Consider the following 22,416-nt stretch of genomic DNA (forward strand, 5'->3'; position numbering starts at 1 on the left):
AAAAATCACACCAATATAAAATGAAATATTTACTACTATTATTGCTTTTGTTTTTCGGATCGCAGTTTGCACAATCTCAAATAATTAATAAAAAATCACTTGATAGCATTGCTAAAGATTCTATCGAAATGAAAAGGGGTCAAAACGAATTACAAACGGTTGAAATTATAGGTCGTGCCTCCAAAAAATACAACAGTGATTATTCTTTTTCAGCCACAAAAACAGCGTCACTTAACAAAGACATTCCACAAGCGATATCGACTATAACCAAAGAATTGATAGCCGACAAAGGCGCCTTTTATTTAGCCGATGCCGTAAAAATGGCAAGTGGTGTGATTCCAGCGAGCTACTACAATCAATACACGATTCGTGGAATCAGTCAAAATGAAGAGGGACAAATTATAAACGGAATGCGAACGCGTCAATACTACTTTTTGCAGCCATTGACCAATAATATAGAACGTGTGGAGGTAATTAAAGGTCCTTCGAGTGCTACTTTTTCATCCGTAGATCCTGGAGGAAGTGTCAATTTGGTTACCAAAAAACCATTGGCTGTTGACAGAAAAGAGGTGAGTTTGAGTGCCGGTAGTTTTAGTACTTTTCGAGGAGCACTTGATTTTACTGGGCCGTTGAATGAAGCCAAAACATTGCTTTACAGAGTAAATGCTGCTTATCAAGAAGCAAAATCGTATCGGGATTTAGTGGGTAATAAATCATTTCTGTTTTCGCCCTCTTTCAGTTACATACCCAACGAAAAAACGGCCATCAATACCGAATTGATTTTAAGTAATATGACAGGAAACCTAGACCGTGGGCAACCCATATTTGGAGCAGTTGCTGGTGTTACCAGTTTAAACAGCAGTCCTATAAGTCTAAATTTAGGTGCGCCAAATGATTTTTTTAAGTCAAAAGATATGGTATTTATGACCAGTTTAGCACACAAATTTACTTCAAAAATAGGTTTTAATGCTTCGTATATGAAACAATCCTGGACAGAAAACCTTCAAGAACATAGAACTACAAATGCCTTTGCGGTAGATATGAACAATAAGCCTGTAACTAGCTTGGCAATGATGCAATTTGTACAGCGCCAGCAGTATTGGAATGTGGACAATCTGAATACTTATTTCAATTTTGATGTAAAAACTGGTAAACTCAACCATAAATTACTTGCTGGATATGATTTGAGCAGTTGGAACAAAACCAAAGGCGGTGGTCAAAATGCGGCTAGAGGGTATTTATTAAAAGATGGCACAGTATCCAGCTCTTTTTCTGTAGCAAACGCAGCCAATTATCAAACCATAACTGTGGATGGAGTGGTTATGCCAAAGCCAAATGTGAATTATTTTAACTTAAACAATCCAAGCTATACCATCCGAAATGTAGAGGATTATACACTGAATGTTAGAACTGCGTTACCAGCAGCCTTAACCTCTACAAATGCAATGTATATTCAGGATCAAATTCAGTGGGAGAAATTTACTCTTTTAGTAGGATTGAGAAAGGAATGGTTTGAAGACATTACCAATTACGAATCTAACAATGAATTGACGGTTAAAAAAGACGCTTTATTGCCAAGAATAGGCCTTACTTACGCCATTAATAAGACTTTAAATGTTTATACAACTTACCTCGAAGGGTATCAGCCACAATCGAATACGGTTACATTGATGCCACAAACAGGTTCGTTACCCGCAGGAAGCCAATTTGATCCACTAGAAAGCAACTTGAAAGAAGTGGGTTTAAAAACTACTTTTCTAAATAATACAATGAGTTTTAATGCCGCCGTTTACGAAATCAATCAGCGTAATATTTTGATGAATGCTAATGACCCAATACAACCCGATTTATTGGTAACAAGAGGTTCTGAACGCAGTCGAGGTTTTGAATGTGATTTGGCGGGCTACATCACTCCAAACTGGCAAATCAATGCGTCTTATAGTTATATTGATGCTATAATTACTAATGATGCCAATGCCGCTTTAATTGGTGAAAGAAAACAAAACACGCCAAAAAACAGTGCCAACCTTTGGACTCGTTATAATTTCAGTTCAGATTCGGCTTTAAAAGACTTGGGAGTTGGATTTGGAATGCAATACCAAAGCAACAAAATCCCTTGGTTTACCAGAGATTTTATGCTTCCTGATTTTACAATTTTTGATGCTGCTTTGTACTACAAACCCAGTAAAAGTAACATGCAAGTTGCTGTCAATGCTGGAAATTTGTTCAACAAAACCTATTGGTTAGGAGCTCAAAATTACTTGCGATTATTTCCTGGTGCGCCTAGAAATGCAACCCTTACTTTGACTTATAAATTTTAATATACAATTATGTCATTATTTGTAGAAAATGTAATAGCGCAACATTTTAGAAAAACTGTTTTTAAAAATCAGGCTGTTTATTTCATTTTTCTTTTTGTGGGTATTTTGTTGTTATACGCGGCTTTTACGGGTTGGGAAAATTATACCAATCAAAATGAAAGTAGTACAAAATACCAACACCAATCAAGAGAAGATTGGTTGAAAAACCCTGATAAAAACCCACATAGAATGGCACATTACGGAAACTTTGCTTTTCGTGAAAGTAGTTTGTTAAGTGTTTTTGAATTTGGAATGGAATCCTATTTTGGAAATGTTCTATTTCTGGAAGCTCATAAGCAAAATACAGCTAATTTCTCGGAAGCAGGTTTTTCTAACAGTATGCTTCGTTTTGGAGAAATAAGTGTTGCAATGGTTTTACAAATTTTGTTACCGCTGCTTATTTTCTTTTTGGGTTTTAATTCGGTTGCTTACGAAAGAGAAAACGGAACATTGAAATTGATTTTGAGTCAAGGAATTAGCTGGAAACAACTTTTACTGGGTAAAATTCTAGGTGTAGCCTCTGTTATGATGATGCTATTTGTTCCAACGCTACTTGTTTTGGTTTTTATTTGGCTTTTACTCCAAAATTTTACCCTTTCAATAGATGAAACAATCCAAATGCTATTGTTTGTTTGCTTCCATTTTATCTATTTGATTTTCTTTTGTGCCATTGCTGTTTTAATTTCTGCTTCAAGCAAAACATCAAAAAAAGCCTTGGTTTCCTTAATCGGAATCTGGTTGGTTTTTACCATAATTCTGCCAAGAACAACCCAAGCCATTGGTGCTTATGTTTATGAAGCTCCTTCAAAAATACAATTCAACAGCGATATTGAAAAAGACATTCTCAAACAAGGAGACAGCCACAACCCCAATGATGTACATTATAAAGCAATAAAAGATTCATTGCTCCGAGCATACAAAGTAGATTCTATTCAAAAATTGCCTTTCAATTATTCTGGTTTTATTATGACCGAAGGCGAAAAAATAAGTTCAAATATTTACAACAAGCATCTTGATAGCTTGCTTGAGATTTATAAAAAACAGAACCGTTTTTCAAAAATAGTTTCATTTATAAATCCATATATCGCTATCAAAAATGTATCGATGGGATTGTCTAATACCGATTATGATTCGTATATCGATTTTCAAAAACAAGCCGAAGCGTATCGCTACACCATGGCACAAAAAATGAATAGATTACAGATTAAACACATCAGTAATGATAAAAGCAAACCAGATGCAATTGATAAAAGTCATTGGGCAGACATACAGGAATTTCATTATGAACCCAAAGGGATTTGGGATGTTTTAAAAAGCGAAGTCATTTCTATTATTTCCATTATTCTCTGGATGGGCTTGCTTTTTTTCTTTATTAAAATAGCCATAAAAAATCTAAAAGCCATTTAATATGTTAGACTTATTATTTAAAAACTTCATACGATCAAAAGGAACAAAAATTGGATTGCTTTTTTTGTTGCTTATCGGCTTTATAAGTCTTTTGATTGGGCACCAGTTTCAACAAAAACAAAAACAAAATAGTGCAGAAGCAGCAAGCTATCAAAAAGAACATATTGCCAGAAATGCAACTTTTCATAAAGACGAAATGGGGCTGCTGCTCTATTACATCAAATTTTCATTGGTAAACCAAACGCTTCCATTAAACGCTTTAGCAATTGGGCAGCGCGATGTGAATCCGTCTATTCAAAGTGTAAACATTCGCGCTTTAGAAGGTCAGAAATACGATTCGGAATTAAATAATCCAAACAATTTACTGTTAGGGAACCTCGATTTTAGTTTTGTTCTCATTTATCTTTTTCCGCTCTTGATTATTGCTTTTACGTACAATGTTGTTTCAGAAGAGAAAGAATCGGGGACTTGGAAAATCGTAGCTACCCAAAGTAACAATACGTTTGTATATGTTCTTAAATTATTTTATATCAGGATTTTAACTTTTGTTTTGTTATTGATAATTTTACTTTTTGTTGCGGTTCTTTTTTTACAAATCCCATTAGATCCATCCTTTTTTACCTTTTGCCTTTTGAGTATTTTATACTTACTTTTTTGGTTTGTGGTTTCTTTTTATATTGTTTCACTTCAAAAAAATTCCAATTTCAACGCTGTAATTTTACTAAGCATTTGGTTGTTTTTGATTATCATTTTGCCAGCAACAATCAATTCATACCTTGTAAATAAATATCCCGTTCCAGAGGCTTTTGAGCTTGCGCTAAAACAACGAAATGCCTATCATGAAAAATGGGATATGGATAAAAAAGCTACAATGGAAAAATTCTACCAGCATTATCCACAATTTAAAAGTTATGTTTTGCCTGACACTAAATTCAGCTGGCTTTGGTATTTTGCGATGCAACAAATGGGCGATGATGAATCGGCAATTGAGTCAAAAAAATTAGAAACCAAATTGCAACAAAGAAATGAGCTTGGGGCATTTATAGCACAATTTATACCCAGTTTGCACACCCAAATACAACTGAATGAAATTGCCAAATCTGATTTAGGAAACCAGCTTTTATTCTTAAAAGAAACCCAGAAATTTCATGAAAAATTGCGTTTGTATTTTTATCCAAAAATATTTGATAACGCTCCTGTAAATCAAGAAAAATGGGAGAATTTTAAAGTAGAAACTTTTAATGATACTTCAAAAATCCATTTCTTGAAATCCATTTTTCCGCTACTAATTTTCAATTTGATATTGATTATGCTAGGTTGGATGAACTTTAAAAACACAAAAAAGCAATCTTTTTAAGACAAAAAAAACAATGAAAAAATTACCAGTTACCGTTTTATCAGGTTTTTTAGGAGCAGGAAAAACCACTTTGCTTAACCATATTTTGCATAACAAAGACGGACTAAAAGTCGCAGTAATTGTCAATGACATGAGTGAGGTCAATGTAGATGCCCGTTTAATCAAAGACGAAATGACGCTTTCTCGAACAGAAGAAAAACTCGTTGAAATGAGCAACGGCTGTATTTGTTGCACCCTTCGGGAAGATTTGATGCTCGAAGTAGAAAAACTAGCCAAAGAAAATCGTTTTGATTATTTGTTAATCGAAAGTACAGGAATTAGTGAACCCATTCCGGTGGCGCAGACTTTTACGTTTGTCAATGAAGATGAAAATATTGATTTATCTCGTTTCAGTTATATCGATACGATGGTAACTGTGGTTGATGCGTTTAACTTTTTCAAAGACTTTGGCTCTGCCCAAACCTTAGAAGATATCAAAGCCACCAATATCGAAAATGACAATCGAACCATTGTAAATTTATTGGTTGATCAGGTAGAATTTGCTAACGTGATAGTGTTGAACAAAACCGATTTGGTTACCCAAAAGCAATTGGAAATTCTAAAAGCCTCCATTCAAAAACTAAATCCCGTTGCTAAAATTATTTTTTCAGAATTAGGAAAAGTTAACCCAAACGAAATCATAAATACCGGTTTATTCAATTTTGAAGAAGCCGAAACATCAGCGGGTTGGATGCAAGAATTAGAAGGTATTCACACGCCAGAGACAGAAGAGTATGGCATTAGTTCTTTTGTTTTTAGAAACGAAAAACCGTTTCATCCGTATCGTTTTTGGAATTTCATCACCCAAGATTTTCCGCAAACAATCATTCGTAGCAAAGGCTTGTTTTGGATCGCTTCCAGACCCGAACAAGCCATCAACTGGAGTCAAGCAGGCGGTTCTATGAAAGCCGAAGGTGCCGGTGTTTGGTGGGCGAGTATGCCTTTGAGCGAGCGCATGACGTTTTCAAATTTTGTCGAGTTTCAAGAGGTTATTGAAGAACGATGGACCCGAGCCTATGGAGACCGTCTGAATGAATTGGTTTTTATAGGAATAGGTCTGAATGAAGTTGAAATTCGTCAAGAATTAGACAGTTGTCTGTGTACTCCCGATGAAATTATGGATTTGCAAGATGGTTTTTTCTCCAACAAAGATCCTTTTCCAATTCCAAGAACCACGACAAGTAGTTCGCCTACAGCTGTTTTTAACGAAAATCTGAATTAAATGAATAAGAATACAAAACGCTTTTTGCGACAAGCATTTGCTTTTTTAAGTATTGTTCTTTTGGGAGCTTGTAATGCTGACGATCCCATTGAACCAGTAAATGAAGTTGAATTTATTACAACAGTACGCTTAGTTTTTACCCCTGAAAAAGGAGGGAAGAATGTGGTTTTAGAATTCAAAGATTTAGATGGAGAAGGGGCTAATGCACCAGTGATAACCGTGAGCAGCGCTTTTGAAAAAGCAAAAACGTATAATGGAGTGATAACCTTTAAAAATGAGTTAGTTAATCCTGCCATTGACATCACGCGAGAGATTGAACAAGAGGCGCTTGAGCACCAAATGTTTTACCAAACTACGGGGAACTTGAATCCATTAACTTATGCAACTACTCAATCAAATTTTGATACCAAAGGAATGCCGTTGGGCTTACAATCTGTTTTTAAAACAACAGGGGCAGCAACTGGTGTACTTCGGGTTACACTGAAACATGGTCCCAATAAGAGTGCTCCAAATGTAGCCATTGGCGATATAACCAATGCTGGAGGAGCCACAGACGCTCAAGTCGATTTTAATATAACCGTCGAATAATCAACCTTAACCTATTTTAAATAATCAATTGTAATGAAAATTAATGTATTTCGCTTTTTATTTGTTGTCGCTTTGTCCTTTTTTGTTCAATCCTGTTCAGATGATGATAGTTCTGAAACAGTAGATGAAAATTTGACAGAATATAAATATTTGCGTATTCTAGTTTCTGATGAAACAAGCACCGCTTTGACTTTGGTCAATCCTTTTTTGAATACTACTACCTCTTTTGAAGCTAAATTTCCTAAATCGGCATTGTACACCACGGAGTCGGGTCGTTTTGCGGGAATCATTCACAGAGAAAATGATCTGACAGAAACCTTTGATACTGGTCTTGAGTTTCATGGCGATCATGTTGATATCAAAGGAACTCCAAAGTTTGGAGCCTTAACGGGAGTTGCTTCAAAACCGACTCATTTCAAAAGTAACTATGGCGAAATTTTGACTTTCAATGATGGTGATGGTACACTAGCTGTTGCAAGTGAATCAGAAATTCATACTAACGGCGCCAAAATGAAAATTATTAATGCTGGCTTAAAAGCACATCATGGGGCTATGGCCGTTTTCTCTAATGGAAGTTACGCTATCACCGAGAAAGACAATTCTATCCCAGGAGTGTTGCCAGAACGTGTTAAAGTTATAGATAAAACAGGAAAAGAACTTTTTGCTTCAAGTATTGCTACCAAAGGAATTCATGGTAATGCATCGGATGGTGACTATGCTGTTTTTGGTTCCGCAAGTGGGATTCTTGTAGTAGATAACAAAGGACAACAATTTCTTATTCCTCATCCTGATGGTTTTGGAACAGCATGGTTTGGTACAATTTTAGAAACTGCAACCAAAGGAAATTTTGTAGGTTACACAGCTGCAAAAGGAGCTTATCTCATCAATGTTTTGAATAAAACGGTAAAACCTATTTTTGAAAGTACTGATATTATGCAATGTAAAGTGAGTTACGATACTAAGAAGCTAGGCATCTTGTTGCACTCCGGTAATTTCATTGCTTATGATCTTGCAACTCTTGCTGTTGCTACTTCTGAGAGAAATCTAATTGCAGCTACTGACAAAGCTTCTACTCAAAAACCTCAAATGGAGTTTACACAACGATTCGTTTACATCACAGCTCCTGCTTCAGGCGAATTGCAAATCTTTAGTACAAAAAATAGCGCAACTACTAAAAAAATAAAAGTCTCTAATACTCCTTATCGTCTATCTATTGTAGGCTTTGAGAATAGCGGAGATCATTAAAATCATAATTTTTTTTTTGTTGTAAATCCCGAATTTGGTTAGTTTTTGGGTAAGAAGCGGCTCAATTTTATTGAGCCGTTTTTTTTAAGTTAATATAAAATTATTTTTTAGATTTGTCTAAAATATTATTTACTCTAATGAAATTATTATATAGCTGTTTGTTTTTCTTTTCGTTATCTCTTGCTTTAGCACAAGAAAAAGCCACGCTGCGCGGACAGGTCACCTCCGAAAATCAACCCGTACCACAAGCGCAGATAGACATTGTAGGCACTGCTTTTGGAACTCAAACCGATAGTTTGGGCTTTTTTGAAATTCCTCAATTGCCGCTACAACGGTACATGCTTCGCGTTGCTGCTATCGGAATCAAAACCCATACGCAGTCCATCAGCAGTGCGGATTTTAAGCAGCTACTAAAAATAAATGTGGTGACGAACGAACAACTGCTCGACGAAGTAGTCGTTTCGGGTACGATGAAAGCCGTGCGTCGCTTAGAAAATCTAGTGCCAGTAGAAATTATTTCGACTACTTTTTTGAAACAAAATCCCACCGCTTCTGTTTTTGAAGGCTTGCAAAACGTCAACGGTTTGCGTCCACAGAACAATTGCAATGTTTGTAACACGGGTGATATTCGGATCAATGGGTTGGACGGCCCTTATACGATGGTCACGATAGATGGCATGCCCATAGTGAGTGCTTTGGGAACGGTGTATGGTTTGTCTGGAATTCTGAATGCGATGATCGACAAAATCGAAATCATCAAAGGCGCTGCTTCGAGTTTGTATGGGAGCGAGGCGGTAGGTGGACTCATCAATATCATTACTAAAAAACCACAAAACGCCCCACAATTTACCGCCGACTTGATGACCACTTCTTGGTTAGAAAACAGCCTCGATTTGGGCTATCGCACCAACATTGGCAAAAATGTTAAGGCCCTTTTTGGGCTCAGTACGTTTTACAATGACCATCCAGTCGATAACAACGGCGATAATTTTACGGATATTGCTTTGCAGAAAAGAGTTTCCTTTTTTAGCCGCTGGCATTTTGAACGCCGTTCCAAAAAGGAAATGAGTCTAGTCGCCCGTTATTTGTATGAAGACCGTTGGGGTGGCGAAATGCAGTGGAATTCCAGCTTTCGCGGCGGCGATCAAGTCTATGGCGAAAGCATTTACACCTCTCGCTACGAAATCTTAGGCAAGTACCAATTGCCTTTGGATGAAAAAATGAGCCTGCAATTTTCGATGGTGGGCCACGATCAAAACTCGGTGTATGGTACTTCCGTTTTTTTGGCGAACCAAAAAATTGCGTTTGGGCAATACCTTTGGGACAAAGAGCTCAAAAATCATTCGCTTTTGTTCGGTGCCGCGGCGCGCTTTACTTGGTATAACGACAACACGCCCGCTACGGCCACTTCCTCCCAAACCGCTATTTACAGTGGATTTCTCCAAGACGATATCAAACTTTCGGAACAAACGGGTTTGCTGCTTGGGGCGCGTTACGATTACCACCCAGCGCACGGCTCGATCGTCACGCCTCGTCTTGCCCTGAAATGGAAACCCACCGCCACCGATATTTTGAGACTCAATTTGGGAACAGGATTCCGAGTGGTGAATTTGTTTACCGAAGACCATCAAGCGCTTTCGGGAGCTCGGGAAGTGGTGCTCAAAGGCAATTTAGACCCCGAAACTTCGTATACCGCCAACCTGAATTACCTCAAAAAATTCGATACCAATACAGCGGGCGTGCTCACCCTCGAAGCTTCGACTTGGTACACCCATTTCAAAAACCGCATCATTGCCGATTATGATACGAATCCCAACCAAATTATTTATGCCAATCTCGATGGTTTTTCTAGAATTTTCGGCAGTAGTATTTCCTTAGATTGGGTCAGTCCGTTTGGGGTGAGAGGGACTTTGGGCGGTAGTTACTTCAATCCGTTGACCGAGCAAGAAGGCCGTCGTTTTGTACCTCTGTTTACCGAAAAAGTCAGTTTGTCTTGGGCCTTGAGCTACGAAATCCCCAATTGGTTCCTGAGTTTGGATTATACCGGAAGTTATACTGGCAGTATGCGTTTGCCCTTGTTGTCGCCCCTCGATCCGCGTCGCGAGTATTCCTTGCCGTACAGCATTCAAAACATTCAAATCACGTACAAGAAATTCCACAACTTGGAGTTGTTTGGCGGCGTCAAAAACCTCCTGAATTGGACACCCAATCGCGGTAATCCTTTTTTGATTGCACGAGCCAATGACCCTTTCGACAAGCAAGTCACCTTCGATAGCAACGGCGTTGCACAATCCACTCCCGACAATCCCTATGCACTCACCTTCGACCCGACCTATGCCTACGGACCCAACCAAGGCATTCGTGCTTTTGTGGGCTTGCGATGGCATTTGGATTAATGTTTAGGAGCTAATCCTGCTGTCCACTATATCTGTGGCTCTGAACCCCAGAGCCACAGGATGCCGTTCCCATCAGGGCTAGGAACGTTAGCACTAGAAAATTCCAATTTTTAAGTACTAAATTCCAATGATTGCAGGGACCGCTCCCCTCTGGAGAGGGGCTGGGGGTGTGTGTTTGTCGAATTCAATTACGTGATTTTGAAATCATCCCAAAACAAAAACATAAACAAATAAAAAGGGTTGTAGTGAAAATTGTATATATTTAAGAAACATCGTTTGGTATATATTAAATATAACTTACCCCAAAAAAAGTGGTTGCTAGTGATTTTGTTTTTGAATAAATAAGTTTTAAACGAAACTTCAAAATGTGAATTTTTAGAAAATCTTTATATTTTAAAAAAAATAGCTGTTTTACGGAAAACCGTAATAATGTAGAATTTAGTAATTGTAATTTTCCAAAAATTAAATTCTTAAAAATGGGAACAACAGTAGCAAACGAATTAATATCGAATGATGTTAGTGCTAAAAATTCAGAAGTAAAAGCTGCACTGCTAGCTTTAAATTATTATGATAATTTTAAATTAGGAACGGTTCCAAAAGTTTAGTCAATAGGCTTAGTAGGAAGTTGTTTTTGTATTTGAATGATGAGGCAAATTCGAAGATTAAGCTTAATTTAAAACTCATTAATTACCCAGAGTATTAGCCGTTAGTTTACGGCAGAACGTAAAAAAACAACTAAGACCAAATGAAAATGAAACTTATTATTACTTTTTTAATTGTAATTATGTTTACAAATTGTAAACAAGGTGGACAAAATAATGAAATTGTACAAGAACAAATTCAAAAAGCAAAAAATGAAGTGGAAACTGTTAAAGTTGAAGAAAACTTTTTAAAAAATTTCACTTATGAAGATGTTGCAAGATATACAATAGCTTCTATAATGGGACAACCAACAAAAATAGTCAAAGCAACTAAAAATAAAGATTTGTATTTCGTTTTTTATATTAGAAAATCTGACAGGCAGAAGTTTGAATATAAGGTTAAATTTGATAGTAATGTAGTCCTTTGGGCTAATATTGGCGGAAGATGGAGAAATTCAGAATATGATGAAAAAATAAGTTTTGAAGAAAATAACGAAAAGCTGAAAATAATTACAACTTTTAGTGATTCTTCCCAAGATATTCAAGAATATAAAAAAGGAGATTAGTAATAAATCAGTAAAATTTTAAACAAAAAATAAATTATGGAATTTATAGGAATTATTTTAATATTAGTATTATATTTTTTACCAAGTATAATTGGTTATAGTCATAGAAATTTTGGTTCAATATTTCTTTTAAATTTATTTTTAGGTTGGACTGCTATCGGTTGGATTGTAGCTATAATTTGGGCAGTTTCTAACGATAAGAAGGAAACGATTATTGTAAACAACAATAAAAAAAGTGTTTCCGAAAAGCTAAAAGAATTAAAGGAATTGCATGATGATGGAACATTAACAAAAGAGGAGTTTGAAGCTGAAAAAAAATATATATTGAGAGGATGATAAAACCGAAGGGCTAATACACGTAGCTGTCGCACAATTCTCTTAAAAAAGTAAAATTTGGAGATAAACATAAAAAGCAACATCGTTTAAGAATATTTAAGCGAGGTTTATTTTTGGTTGTAGTCCTTAAAAAATAGGTTTCCAAAGTTATAGATGGTAGTTTTTAGTGAAGTAGTCGCTTTTGCAATCTGTACTTACTCAATAAGCAAGAACTAGAATAATCTCCCAATACTCATAATTTCAGTCAAATAATTACTTTCAAAACTCCTTTTTCTAGTGTTTACTGGAAGAGTTATAATAGTGCTCGCATTTTAAAACATAGCCCTTTTCTTTCTCGCGTGATGCAATTTTGCCTACTTTTGGGATAACAATAAGCGGAGGTTTTTTCGCAGGCTGACGTTATAAACAATTTGACATCGAAATGACCACGATTACATTAGAAATACATCCTTCTTTTAATTCTTCATGTTACTTTCAACTAGACAGACAATCAGTCTTTTGTAATTTGATTTTTCAGATAAACTCAGCAGACAAAAAAAGATGGGAAATCAAAGTTGACAACACGGAGACTATTAATGAAATTGAACGTCTCACTAAAAAAATAGTCCTTGAGGCTATTCAAGAAAACAGAATTATTCTTGACGGTGTTAGGCTTAAATGTACAATTATTGAAAATGGAATTTCCAAACAACACGAATTTATATGTCCAGAATATGGAACTAATGAATTGATGTTAGTAAATAACTTTTTTGAAACCGTTCAGAAATATATTTTCGACCAATCTTTTGTTAACTATATTGAGCATATTGAAGGGTATTTTGTAAATAATTTACCAGTTAAAATTTTTGAAGAGCAACCTCTAAGGTTACGAATCTATGGCTCTCTCTCTATCCATGAAAAAGAAGCATTGACAGCGACAATTAATAAAGTAATACACACGAATGAAGTAGTTATTGATATGACTAATTTTGTTGGCATGGGGACAATTTTGTATGAATGTTTTTGTCCGTTAAAAAATATTCCCAAATTGACTTTTCTAGCGAATGAAAATGCAATAAGACATATTCAAGCGATGGGATTCAACAAAAATATGGTGGCATCTGTTGCTAAGGAATATTGAAATAACTGCCTAGAACATAACAACTCTATAAAAACTAAACTTTCAAAATAGCTATAAAAAACAACCTCGTTTAAGGATATTTGAGCGAGGTTTATTTTTGTTGTAGTCCTTAAAAATAGGTTTCTTAAGTTATAGATGGTAGTTTTTAGAAAAATTGGCACTTTTGCAATCTGTACTTACTCAATAAGCAAGAACTAGAATAATCTCCCAATACTCATAATTTCAGTCAAATAATTTATTTTCAGAACTCCTTTTTCTAGTGTTTACTGGAAGAGTTATAATAGTGCTCTCATTTTAAAACATAGCCCTTTTCTTTCTCGCGTGATGCAATTTTGCCTACTTTTGGGATAACAATAAGCGGAGGTTTTGAGACAAACTGACGTTAGTGGCAATTATAAGCACAATGGCAATACTAAAGAAAATAGAAGGTAATGAACTGTATTTATATATGAATGGAAATATCATATACAAACGTTGGCTTGACACGGGACAATCTAAAGTTTTTGATGTAATGGCTTATGACAAATATACTTTAACAAGCATAAGAGATTTAGAATATGAAAACTTTGGAGAAATGTTGAACATCAAAGCAAAGTTGAAACTCAAATCGACAGAAGAAGGAGGACGAAAAACTGGATTTATTAGTGGTTACAGACCAAATCACGTTTTTGAATACAACGGTAAAGGACAATTAATGCAAACTTATATTGGCGAAATAATTTTTGAAGGCAAACCGACAATTGAACCTGGAGAAGAACGTGAAGTTGTAGTTCGCTTTCTAATTAATCAACCAATTGAAAAGTATTTAGAAAAAGGGCGAATTTGGTGGATAAACGAAGGAGCTAGACAAATCGGACAAGCTGAAATAGTATAACGTTAAGAACGACAGCCGATAATATCTACTACAGCGAACTTGTGCAATTGGCTTAATTTAAAGCTGGTTTTGTATTTGGATCCAGAATGCTCTAGATGTTGCAAATCCAAAAAGTGAGTTTAATCCATGAAGTACTAGACTTTGTAGGTACTAGTAAATGAACAACAGAATAAACAGTAAGTAATATAAAATGAAACAAATATTTATCAATCTACCTGTGAAAAATGTTGAAAATTCGATGAATTTCTACACAGCATTAGGTTTTACAGTTAATCCATTATTTACTTTTGACGACCAAAAGTGTATGGTTTGGAGTGACCAAATTTATGTAATGCTTCAAACAATAGAAATGTCTAAAAATGGAGAAAAGAAAAATATAGTAGATTCTAAAAACAATAGAATAGCAACATTTACACTTCCTGTAGAAAGCTTAGACAAGGTAAATGAAATTATGCAGAAAGGTCTAAATGGAGGAGGAACAGAACCGACAGAACCTATCGATGAAGGCTTTATGCAAGTTAGAAATATCGAAGATCCAGATGGACATAATTGGGGAATAATATTTCTTGACATTGAAAAATTTAAAAAAATGACAGGAAAATAAATTTAGACAGAAAACAACGAACTGCTGACAAGTATTTGACAAGATTTGGACAATTGGCTTAATAAAAAATGGTTTTACTTTTTTGGTATATTTGGCAAATTGAAAAATAGAGCTTAATTTAGTCCAAAACCCACTGAATAAAAAAACTTAAAAATGAGTAAAAAAGAATTAATTAAAAGATTGAATCGGTATTATCCAATGGAAAGGATGCATGCATTTTTGACTTTTCCATTAATTGCAATCTATCTGCTTTTTACTAATTCATTTCAAGATATAATATTTCTTCTATATGGTTTGGTTCTTTGCATTTTTATATTATTTCAAGGGCAACATTATTGGAAGCTAAAACTTAATAGACTTACTGGCAAGCCATTTGACCTAAATAAGAATCTAATATTTTTTAGAAAATCAAAAAAAATCAACCTTTTTATGATAGGTTTAATACCGTTAATATTTATGATCCAACTTTACATTACCAATTGGACATTAAAAACGGAGAATTTGATGTTTTGGGCAGGTATTGCAAACGTTTTTGGTATTCTTGAGCACATAAATTATTACAACAGACAACTAATGATAGATAACACATCGGACTTAAACTATGTAATGAGATACAGAAAACTTAAAATGGCAAGTTTGGCAAAGGATTTATCGGAAAATGAAATTTAAAACATCAGCCGCAAACACAGGTAGCAGTTGCGCAACTCTCTTAAAAAAATAAAATTTCAAGATAAGCATAAAAAATAACCTCGTTTAATGATATTTAAGCGAGGTTTATTTTTTGGTTTTAAGTTGTTTTAAAAAAAACAAGGAGCTTAAAAACAAGTAATTCAAGTCATTGAAAGCTGTTTTTAGAGAACTTGGTACGTTTGCAATCTGTATTTACTCAATAAGCAGCAACAAGAATAAACCCGAATATCAAACACTTTATTTTCATAACTGCTTTTCTAGTGTTTATTGGAAGGATTATAATAGTACTCGCATTTCAATACATACCCCTTATTCTTTCTTGTGTTGTGTAATTTGCCTATTTTTGGAATAACAATAAGCGGAGATTTTTTATAGTCTGATGTTAGTTGCTATTGTATAACGACACATATAATAAAGCATTTTAGATATTGAAATTTAACGATCAAAATTTATATGACAATACAAATTATTGAAACAGCACCAACAGATATTGAGGTGATTCCTCTAATTGAAGAATTATCATCAGAATTGGGAAAACGGTTTGGTGATACAGGTAAAAATTCATTTCAAGGATGGGATGGACAAAGCACTAAATCGGTTTTTGTAAAAGCAAGTTTGGCAAACGAAGTTGTTGGTTGTGGTGCTATTAGGCCAATTTCTAGTGATATAGCAGAAGTGAAAAGAATGTTTTCAAAGTATAGTAGAAAAGGTATTGGAGGAAAAGTATTAGATTACCTTGAGGATAAAGCAAGAGCATTAGCGTACAAAGAAATTTGGTTAGAAACGAGAAGATTAAATCAAGAAGCCTGTGCTTTTTATTTAAAAAAAGGATACAAAGAAATACCAAATTATGGAAAATATGTTGGCAACGAAAAAGCGATATGTTTCGGAAAATTAATTTCAAACCTAAAAAACGACGAAGAACAGTTTGTATAAATATCGGGATTTGAGCCTGATTTAAAGTTGGTTTTGTACTTGCAAAGTCAGTTCAAAACCAAAAGTTTAGGCTTCCTTAATTCGATCATATCGCTAAGGGGTTAAACGATATACTTAATTTTAAAATACCGAAATGGAATTATTCCCGACAAAAGAACTAAAATTTAAATTATTAGACAGTAAAGAAGAAACTATCGAGAGACTAGAAAGAAGAACTGAATTTTCTGAAAAAATGACGTCCAATTTTACAGACAAATCTTTTCGAGGCATTGTAAAAGACGGTGAGTTTAAAATTATTTCATCGGAAATTGGAAAAGGTGCTTTGTGTGTAATGACTGGAAAAATAGATAACGAAAATGGATATGTGAATGTTGAAATAAATAAAGCTTTCCGAATCTTATTTAGTATAATATTTCTATTACCTATTATAGCTCTTACAGTTGAAACAGTACAAAAACCAAATGATATCTTAATTTTTATATTAATTGGAATTGGACAAATTTTGATGATTAGGTTCTTTTTTATAGGATTGTTCTTTTCTGCAATGTCAAAACAGAGTTTGAATAGATTGCGAGATGTATTAGATATAGAATTTCAATAATTAAATTTGACGCAATAGAACTCTATAAGCAAGCTAGGCATTTGGCTTAATGGAAAGTTGCTTTTGTATTTAGTAGTTTAGCACTAACAGAAAAAAATCTTACTTTAAACGCTAACCCGCTGTAGTAACAAAACTATAGCAGTAACCTTTGCGTAAAAATTTGAAAAAATTTGACACTAATACCAATTATTGGTATCTTTGATAAAAAGAAAAATTATGGCACGAAATACATCAATCTTATTAGGGGACTATTTTGAGAATTTTATTAATGAACAAATTGCTACAGGAAAATATAGTTCAGTAAGTGAAGTTGTTAGAACTGCTTTAAGAGTTTTTGAACAAGAAGAAATAAAAGCAAAATCTCTTATCAATGAACTAAAAATTGGTGAAAAGAGTACTAAAATTAAAGATTTTGACCGCAATAAAAATCTTGAAATGCTAAAAGCTAATTTTCAAAAATAATGGCTGAATATATCATTAGTGAAAAGGCATTAGAAGATATTAATAACATTTGGATTTATACAGCGGAAAATTGGTCTGTTGAACAAGCAGACCGATATTACAACTTAATCATTGACGAAATTGAGTATATCGTCAATAATTTAGAAATGGCTCGAGACTTTGGTAAAATTAGAAAATCATATAGCTACTCGAAAGTAAAATCACATTTGATTTTTTTTAAAAAAGGCAAAGCAAATGAAATTGAAGTCGTGAGGGTTTTACACGAAAGAATGGATATTGAAAACCGATTAGCAGAAAAATAAAAATCAACTTGCCAACAGCTTGATTTTCTATGTAAAGCATTATAAAGTTATTCACAATTGACTTAATTGGGAAAATATTAATACAAGTCTAAACTAATTAAAATACAAATGATTTTTTTAATTACATATTCTTTAATTCCTGCTATTTTTTTAATTAATAAAAAATCTTTAATTGAAAAGAAATCATTTCTCATCATTTTGTCTTTTTGTACTATACTATCAATTTATGGGATTACATATATAATTATTAATCAGAATTACAAATATTTGGACTTTTTATGTCCTTTATATTCTTTAGTTAATTGCAGAATTTTATTGTTTATTTTTTATTCAATAACAAAAAGATATCCAAATCTTCCATCACGAGATTCCCCTGCTAGTAATGAAGAAATTGCTAACAGATTTTTTTTTATTGCATTTATGTTTTTCTGTATAATTGTTCCTCACCAAATAACAATGAATTTGAAATAACCAAAGGCTTTGGGGTTGTTAAATCCCAAAAATGAATTTACTTTAAACCCAAACCCGATGAAATGAAAAAAGCATACTTAAATATTCTTGTCCTATTCTCAATTACTTTTTTGAGTTGTGAAAAGAAAGATGCAGTAGTCTCAAATAATTTTATCCATAAATGGCATTCATTGGACGGACAATTAACCATCAATTCTAACAATACATTTGAATACAGTCGAAACAATTGTATTTCGAAATCTATTTCAAAAGGGAAATGGATAATTACCAATGACACTTTAGTATTAAATAGTTTTCAGCCCAAAGGATGTTATTTTATAGAAAGCTTTGTCGTAAAACCTCCAAAAGATACAATCTCAAGTATAGTTTCTAATTATAGTGTGACAATAAAAAATTGTAAGCCAAATACAGGTTATGTAATTCTAAAAAACGAGAAATTTTACATTACAGATTCATTACTTATTTCAAAAATATCGCCATACATTTATGATAAAAAACTTAGCGAAGTATACAATTTTAAAAGAAGAAGTTATAAATAACAGAACAGCTAAGCCATAACAACAATAACTAATTTAGCTTTCTCCAAGGATACTGCGAAAAGTTGTTTTGAAAACCAATTTTTTCCTTAGCTAAGCCTATTGCACAACATAAACGAATACCAAAAACCCATGAAAAAAATTCTATCCTTTTGTTTTTTACTTTTTACTTTATTACCCCTTTTGTCTTATACTCAAGACACTAAGCTGTCGCTTGGAAATGATTTTATAACCTCATTGTTGGTCGAAAAAAACTATAACCGAGCCTATACTTTTTTTGATGAATCGGTAAAAAGTAAAATCTCAGAAGCGCTTTTAAAAGAGACAGTAGAAAGGCTAGAAATGCAATTAGGCAAGTTTAAGTCGGTTATAGAAACCAATAAGGAAAAAGAAATCTGTTCATATTATTCTGATTTCGAAAAGATGAAATTAGATATCAGAATAGCCTTTAATGAGAAAAGTAAAATCATTGGTTTCTTTTTTGTGCCTCATAAAGAATTCAAAACGCAGCAGTCATTGGGGAAAGAGTATACTATAAAGAGCAATGACATTGATTTGAAAGGAACGCTTCTGATTCCCGAAAGCGGAAATCTAAAAAAGTTAGTCCTTTTTGTTCACGGTTCGGGACCCAACGATAGAGACGAAACCATTTTTGAGAACAAACCTTTCAAAGATATTGCCGAAAGCCTTTTTGCGAATGGGATAGCTTCTTATCGTTTTGATAAAAGAACGTATACTAATCCTGAAAGTTTTTCGGATAAAAGTACCATAGATGATGAAGTTACCAATGACGTTTTAAACATTGTTAAGTATTTTAAAAGTAATAGCCAATTTTCAGACTATGAGATTATAGTTTTGGGACACAGTTTGGGTGCTTTTTTATTGCCTCGAATTGCAACTCGTTCCAACCAAATCTCAAAAATCATTCTATTGGCGGGTAATGCAAGACCATTGGATGTGCTGATTCAAGAGCAACTCGATTATCTATACCTACTCAATCCATCAAACAAGATGAAAGCCGAAAGGGAAAAAATAAATCAACAAATTACAAATTTGCATTCAAAATCATTCCATTTAAATACTACCAAGGATAATCTACCGTTAGACTTATCAGCTCCGTATTGGAAATCAATCTTGGACTACAAACCGTTGAAAGACATTCAAAAAGTAAATATTCCAACGTTGATTGTACAAGGCGAAAGGGATTATCAAGTCACGATGAAGGATTTTGAACTTTGGAAGTCTGGTGTGAAACACAATAAAAAGGCAAAATGTATCAGTTATCCTGGACTCAATCATTTGTTTATGATTGGGACAAGCCCATCCACTCCTCAGGAATATGGAATTAAGGGCACTGTTGATACGAAAGTAATAAAAGATATTATAGTTGCTAATAGATGAGCTTTCAACATTATTAAGTTAAAGCCTATTTAAACTAATTAAACGATTGATAATCTAAATCCAAAAAATTATGAAAAGACTATTTTTACTATTGATAGGTATCACTTTATCGTGTTCTACCCAAAAACCAAAGGTTTCACTAGAAAAAGGGGTGGGTGATACTAGAACTAAGCCTGTTGCTCTTATTGATAATAACACGTATTTGTTAACCGAAATGAGCGATGATAAAACGTATGGTTATGATAAATCAAATCCAATCAAAGTAGGCGGTGTTCACGACAATACGGGACCATTGAACGAGAGACGCTTTTTAAACGCTTTGTTCGGACCCCATGACAAAAAAATGATGTATTTCCGTGCGGGAAGTTGTTGCCCGTTTGCCACCCCGAATGGCTTTATAAACAATACAGGTATGTTAGATCGCTATCGTTTAACCGAAATAGGTACTAAAGATACCATCGATATTTATATCAATTTATACGATACTGGTGATTTGAAAATTCCAGTAGGTTTGAAAGCGAAAATTAAAGAATAAAAAAGCATATTACTTTTGAAGCTGTTAAAAACAGTTAGATAAGACATACTTTTGATTTAGAAAAGTAAATCATCGGTTTATATTTTAGCCATAAATAGAATTTTTATAATTTGTTTCTTCTTACAGTTGATTTAGTATGGTAGTAATTTTAAAATTCTGTATGAAAAAGACACTTATTTTATTGTTTACTTTTTTTATATTTTCTTGTAGTTCAGAATTTAAAGTGGTTGAAAAACCAACAGAATATTCTGAAATAATAAAACGCAGACAAATAGTTGGTGCTAAATTCTCTGAAAATGGAGCTTGTTTTATGTGTCTACAGAATGTGAAAAGATTTACTCCGAGCCTTGTGGAAATAAAAATTGCTGAAAATATTTTGGAAAAGAATATTCGAAAAATTAATTCCAAAAAAATGAATCAAGGAAGCGGTTGCCCAGTAATTCATAGGAATTTAAATATTTATAGAAGACAATATTTTGGCTATTTTAACGAAAAAAATGAAAGAGTGATTTTCGTAACTTTTAATAAAAGCAAACTCACAGTTATAGAAAAGATTAAAGGTTTTCAGATAGATGAGAGTGATAATTGGAAAAAAGAAAAGGAAAATTGGTTTGATGGTTGTAGCAAACATTGGGAAATAAAAATTAACTTAACAACGAAGGAATTATTTGATTTTGGAATTAACGGAGTTGGATAAAAAAAACATTACCTAGATGATCTAAGCATCAATTATCACGGATTTTAAAAAAATAATAAACAATATCAATGAAATTAAACTATAACACCCAAGATCAAACCCTTGTCATTCAAGACGGATTGAAAAATCACCATTTTTTACTGAAGCTTTTGATGATTTTGAATTTACTCAACGCGATTCTGAATGTCTCGACTTTTAGTATAAGCAATGTGGGTTTTATGCAATTGGTTTGGATTTTTCTCGGGTTGGTATCTATTGTGGTCTTGTATAATTTGACGGTAAAGAATACGACTTTAGAAAAAATTCCAGTGAACACGATTAAAGGGCTAAAGGAATATTCCTTTTTTGGAAAAAAACGCTTGGCCATTGTACTAAATAATGGAAAAAAACGCGATTTGGTTGAGGTGAAAACACCACAAGAATTTAAAGAAGCGCGCAAAATAATGAAGCAAGTTGGGGTTAAGGATTTATAAATCTTAGTTAAGATTCCTGTTGTTTGCAAAAAAATGAATAGGAATGGGCTTTAGCCCATTCACCAATGTTAGTTCAGTTTGAGGCTTTAGCCAAAATCTACACGAGTTTTGGCTAAAGCCTCTACATCTTCATAATTGTATCCTCTCGCTAAAGCGAGAGGCAATTGATTTTAGTGCAATCAATTAATAAGCATTATTTTATTGATGCGATATAAATTCAAATCCGATTTGTAGGTTTAGGCTACTTTCAAAATACCTACAAGGTCTGGAAAAAGACCTTGCAGGAAAACATTGTAAATCATTACAAGTTTATGACATCCTTCTTCACGAAAAAAGGATGTACTATCGGATTTCCTGCAAGGTTTCTTTTAACCTTGTAGGTGTGCTCTGTTAAAATACCTACAAGGTCTGGAAAAAGACCTTGCAGGTGAAGGAGGCCACTGAAAAAGTCTTTTTCCGAGTAAATTGACAAATAAAAGGAGTAGAAATCTTAGGATTTTTACTCCTTTTTTGGTATGTTTAGTTGTAATTATAAGGTTTTTTAGATGTTAGTACAA

General features: G+C 33.8%; 23 protein-coding genes. All 23 read left to right on the top strand.

Going from position 1 to position 22,416, the window contains the following annotated elements; translation table 11 throughout:
• Positions 1-20: 20 nt before the first annotated feature.
• The 23 genes from WFZ86_RS17855 (at position 21) to WFZ86_RS17965 (ending at position 21,859) form a co-directional block, all read left to right on the top strand.
• A complete protein-coding gene (locus WFZ86_RS17855) occupies positions 21-2,321 on the top strand; it encodes a TonB-dependent siderophore receptor (RefSeq protein WP_342693191.1) in 2,301 nt (766 codons plus the stop codon).
• A gap of 9 nt (positions 2,322-2,330) precedes the next feature.
• A complete protein-coding gene (locus WFZ86_RS17860) occupies positions 2,331-3,767 on the top strand; it encodes an ABC transporter permease (protein WP_342693192.1) in 1,437 nt (478 codons plus the stop codon).
• Between the two features lies 1 nt (position 3,768).
• Entirely contained in the window at positions 3,769-5,124 is a 1,356-nt protein-coding gene (locus tag WFZ86_RS17865; protein WP_342693193.1) for a DUF3526 domain-containing protein, read from the top strand.
• Between the two features lie 13 nt (positions 5,125-5,137).
• Positions 5,138-6,385 carry a GTP-binding protein gene (locus WFZ86_RS17870; protein ID WP_342693194.1) on the top strand — a complete coding sequence of 416 codons (1,248 nt, stop codon included), beginning with the start codon at positions 5,138-5,140 and terminating at the stop codon, positions 6,383-6,385.
• On the top strand, positions 6,386-6,973 hold the full coding sequence (locus WFZ86_RS17875; protein WP_342693195.1) for a type 1 periplasmic binding fold superfamily protein: 588 nt from the start codon (positions 6,386-6,388) through the stop codon (positions 6,971-6,973).
• A 33-nt stretch (positions 6,974-7,006) separates the two neighbouring features.
• The gene (locus tag WFZ86_RS17880) at positions 7,007-8,218 is read left to right on the top strand and encodes a hypothetical protein (protein WP_342693196.1); all 1,212 of its coding nucleotides are present in this window, start codon (positions 7,007-7,009) and stop codon (positions 8,216-8,218) included.
• A gap of 137 nt (positions 8,219-8,355) precedes the next feature.
• Complete coding sequence (locus tag WFZ86_RS17885; RefSeq protein WP_342693197.1) at positions 8,356-10,614, top strand: TonB-dependent receptor; 2,259 nt, start codon at positions 8,356-8,358, stop codon at positions 10,612-10,614.
• A gap of 476 nt (positions 10,615-11,090) precedes the next feature.
• Positions 11,091-11,219, top strand: a complete 129-nt coding sequence (locus WFZ86_RS17890) for a hypothetical protein (protein ID WP_342693198.1) — start codon at positions 11,091-11,093, stop codon at positions 11,217-11,219.
• A 146-nt stretch (positions 11,220-11,365) separates the two neighbouring features.
• Positions 11,366-11,821 carry a hypothetical protein gene (locus tag WFZ86_RS17895; protein ID WP_342693199.1) on the top strand — a complete coding sequence of 152 codons (456 nt, stop codon included), beginning with the start codon at positions 11,366-11,368 and terminating at the stop codon, positions 11,819-11,821.
• Between the two features lie 36 nt (positions 11,822-11,857).
• Complete coding sequence (locus tag WFZ86_RS17900; RefSeq protein WP_342693200.1) at positions 11,858-12,157, top strand: superinfection immunity protein; 300 nt, start codon at positions 11,858-11,860, stop codon at positions 12,155-12,157.
• Positions 12,158-12,578: 421 nt separating this feature from the next.
• A complete protein-coding gene (locus WFZ86_RS17905) occupies positions 12,579-13,277 on the top strand; it encodes a hypothetical protein (RefSeq protein ID WP_342693201.1) in 699 nt (232 codons plus the stop codon).
• A 403-nt stretch (positions 13,278-13,680) separates the two neighbouring features.
• Complete coding sequence (locus tag WFZ86_RS17910; RefSeq protein WP_342693202.1) at positions 13,681-14,151, top strand: hypothetical protein; 471 nt, start codon at positions 13,681-13,683, stop codon at positions 14,149-14,151.
• A gap of 190 nt (positions 14,152-14,341) precedes the next feature.
• Positions 14,342-14,755: a VOC family protein gene (locus tag WFZ86_RS17915; RefSeq protein WP_342693203.1), complete on the top strand. Its 414-nt coding sequence runs from the start codon at positions 14,342-14,344 to the stop codon at positions 14,753-14,755.
• A gap of 153 nt (positions 14,756-14,908) precedes the next feature.
• On the top strand, positions 14,909-15,424 hold the full coding sequence (locus WFZ86_RS17920) for a hypothetical protein (protein WP_342693204.1): 516 nt from the start codon (positions 14,909-14,911) through the stop codon (positions 15,422-15,424).
• A 474-nt stretch (positions 15,425-15,898) separates the two neighbouring features.
• Positions 15,899-16,381 (top strand): GNAT family N-acetyltransferase, encoded by a 483-nt coding sequence (locus WFZ86_RS17925; protein ID WP_342693205.1) that lies wholly within the window; start codon positions 15,899-15,901, stop codon positions 16,379-16,381.
• Between the two features lie 133 nt (positions 16,382-16,514).
• Positions 16,515-16,982 (top strand): hypothetical protein, encoded by a 468-nt coding sequence (locus tag WFZ86_RS17930; protein ID WP_342693206.1) that lies wholly within the window; start codon positions 16,515-16,517, stop codon positions 16,980-16,982.
• 216 nt (positions 16,983-17,198) lie between these two features.
• A complete protein-coding gene (locus WFZ86_RS17935; RefSeq protein WP_342693207.1) occupies positions 17,199-17,444 on the top strand; it encodes a type II toxin-antitoxin system ParD family antitoxin in 246 nt (81 codons plus the stop codon).
• Entirely contained in the window at positions 17,444-17,746 is a 303-nt protein-coding gene (locus WFZ86_RS17940; protein WP_342693208.1) for a type II toxin-antitoxin system RelE/ParE family toxin, read from the top strand. The genes WFZ86_RS17935 and WFZ86_RS17940 overlap by 1 nt, the downstream gene beginning before the upstream one ends.
• Positions 17,747-18,279: 533 nt before the next feature.
• On the top strand, positions 18,280-18,756 hold the full coding sequence (locus WFZ86_RS17945; protein ID WP_342693209.1) for a hypothetical protein: 477 nt from the start codon (positions 18,280-18,282) through the stop codon (positions 18,754-18,756).
• Between the two features lie 129 nt (positions 18,757-18,885).
• Complete coding sequence (locus WFZ86_RS17950) at positions 18,886-20,154, top strand: alpha/beta hydrolase (protein WP_342693210.1); 1,269 nt, start codon at positions 18,886-18,888, stop codon at positions 20,152-20,154.
• Positions 20,155-20,224: 70 nt separating this feature from the next.
• Positions 20,225-20,689: a 2-dehydro-3-deoxyphosphooctonate aldolase gene (locus WFZ86_RS17955; RefSeq protein ID WP_342693211.1), complete on the top strand. Its 465-nt coding sequence runs from the start codon at positions 20,225-20,227 to the stop codon at positions 20,687-20,689.
• Between the two features lie 160 nt (positions 20,690-20,849).
• Entirely contained in the window at positions 20,850-21,386 is a 537-nt protein-coding gene (locus WFZ86_RS17960; protein ID WP_342693212.1) for a hypothetical protein, read from the top strand.
• Between the two features lie 68 nt (positions 21,387-21,454).
• Positions 21,455-21,859 carry a hypothetical protein gene (locus tag WFZ86_RS17965; protein WP_342693213.1) on the top strand — a complete coding sequence of 135 codons (405 nt, stop codon included), beginning with the start codon at positions 21,455-21,457 and terminating at the stop codon, positions 21,857-21,859.
• Positions 21,860-22,416 lie beyond the last annotated feature (557 nt).

Origin of the sequence: Flavobacterium polysaccharolyticum (assembly GCF_038739875.1) — a bacterium.
Taxonomy (GTDB): domain Bacteria; phylum Bacteroidota; class Bacteroidia; order Flavobacteriales; family Flavobacteriaceae; genus Flavobacterium; species Flavobacterium polysaccharolyticum.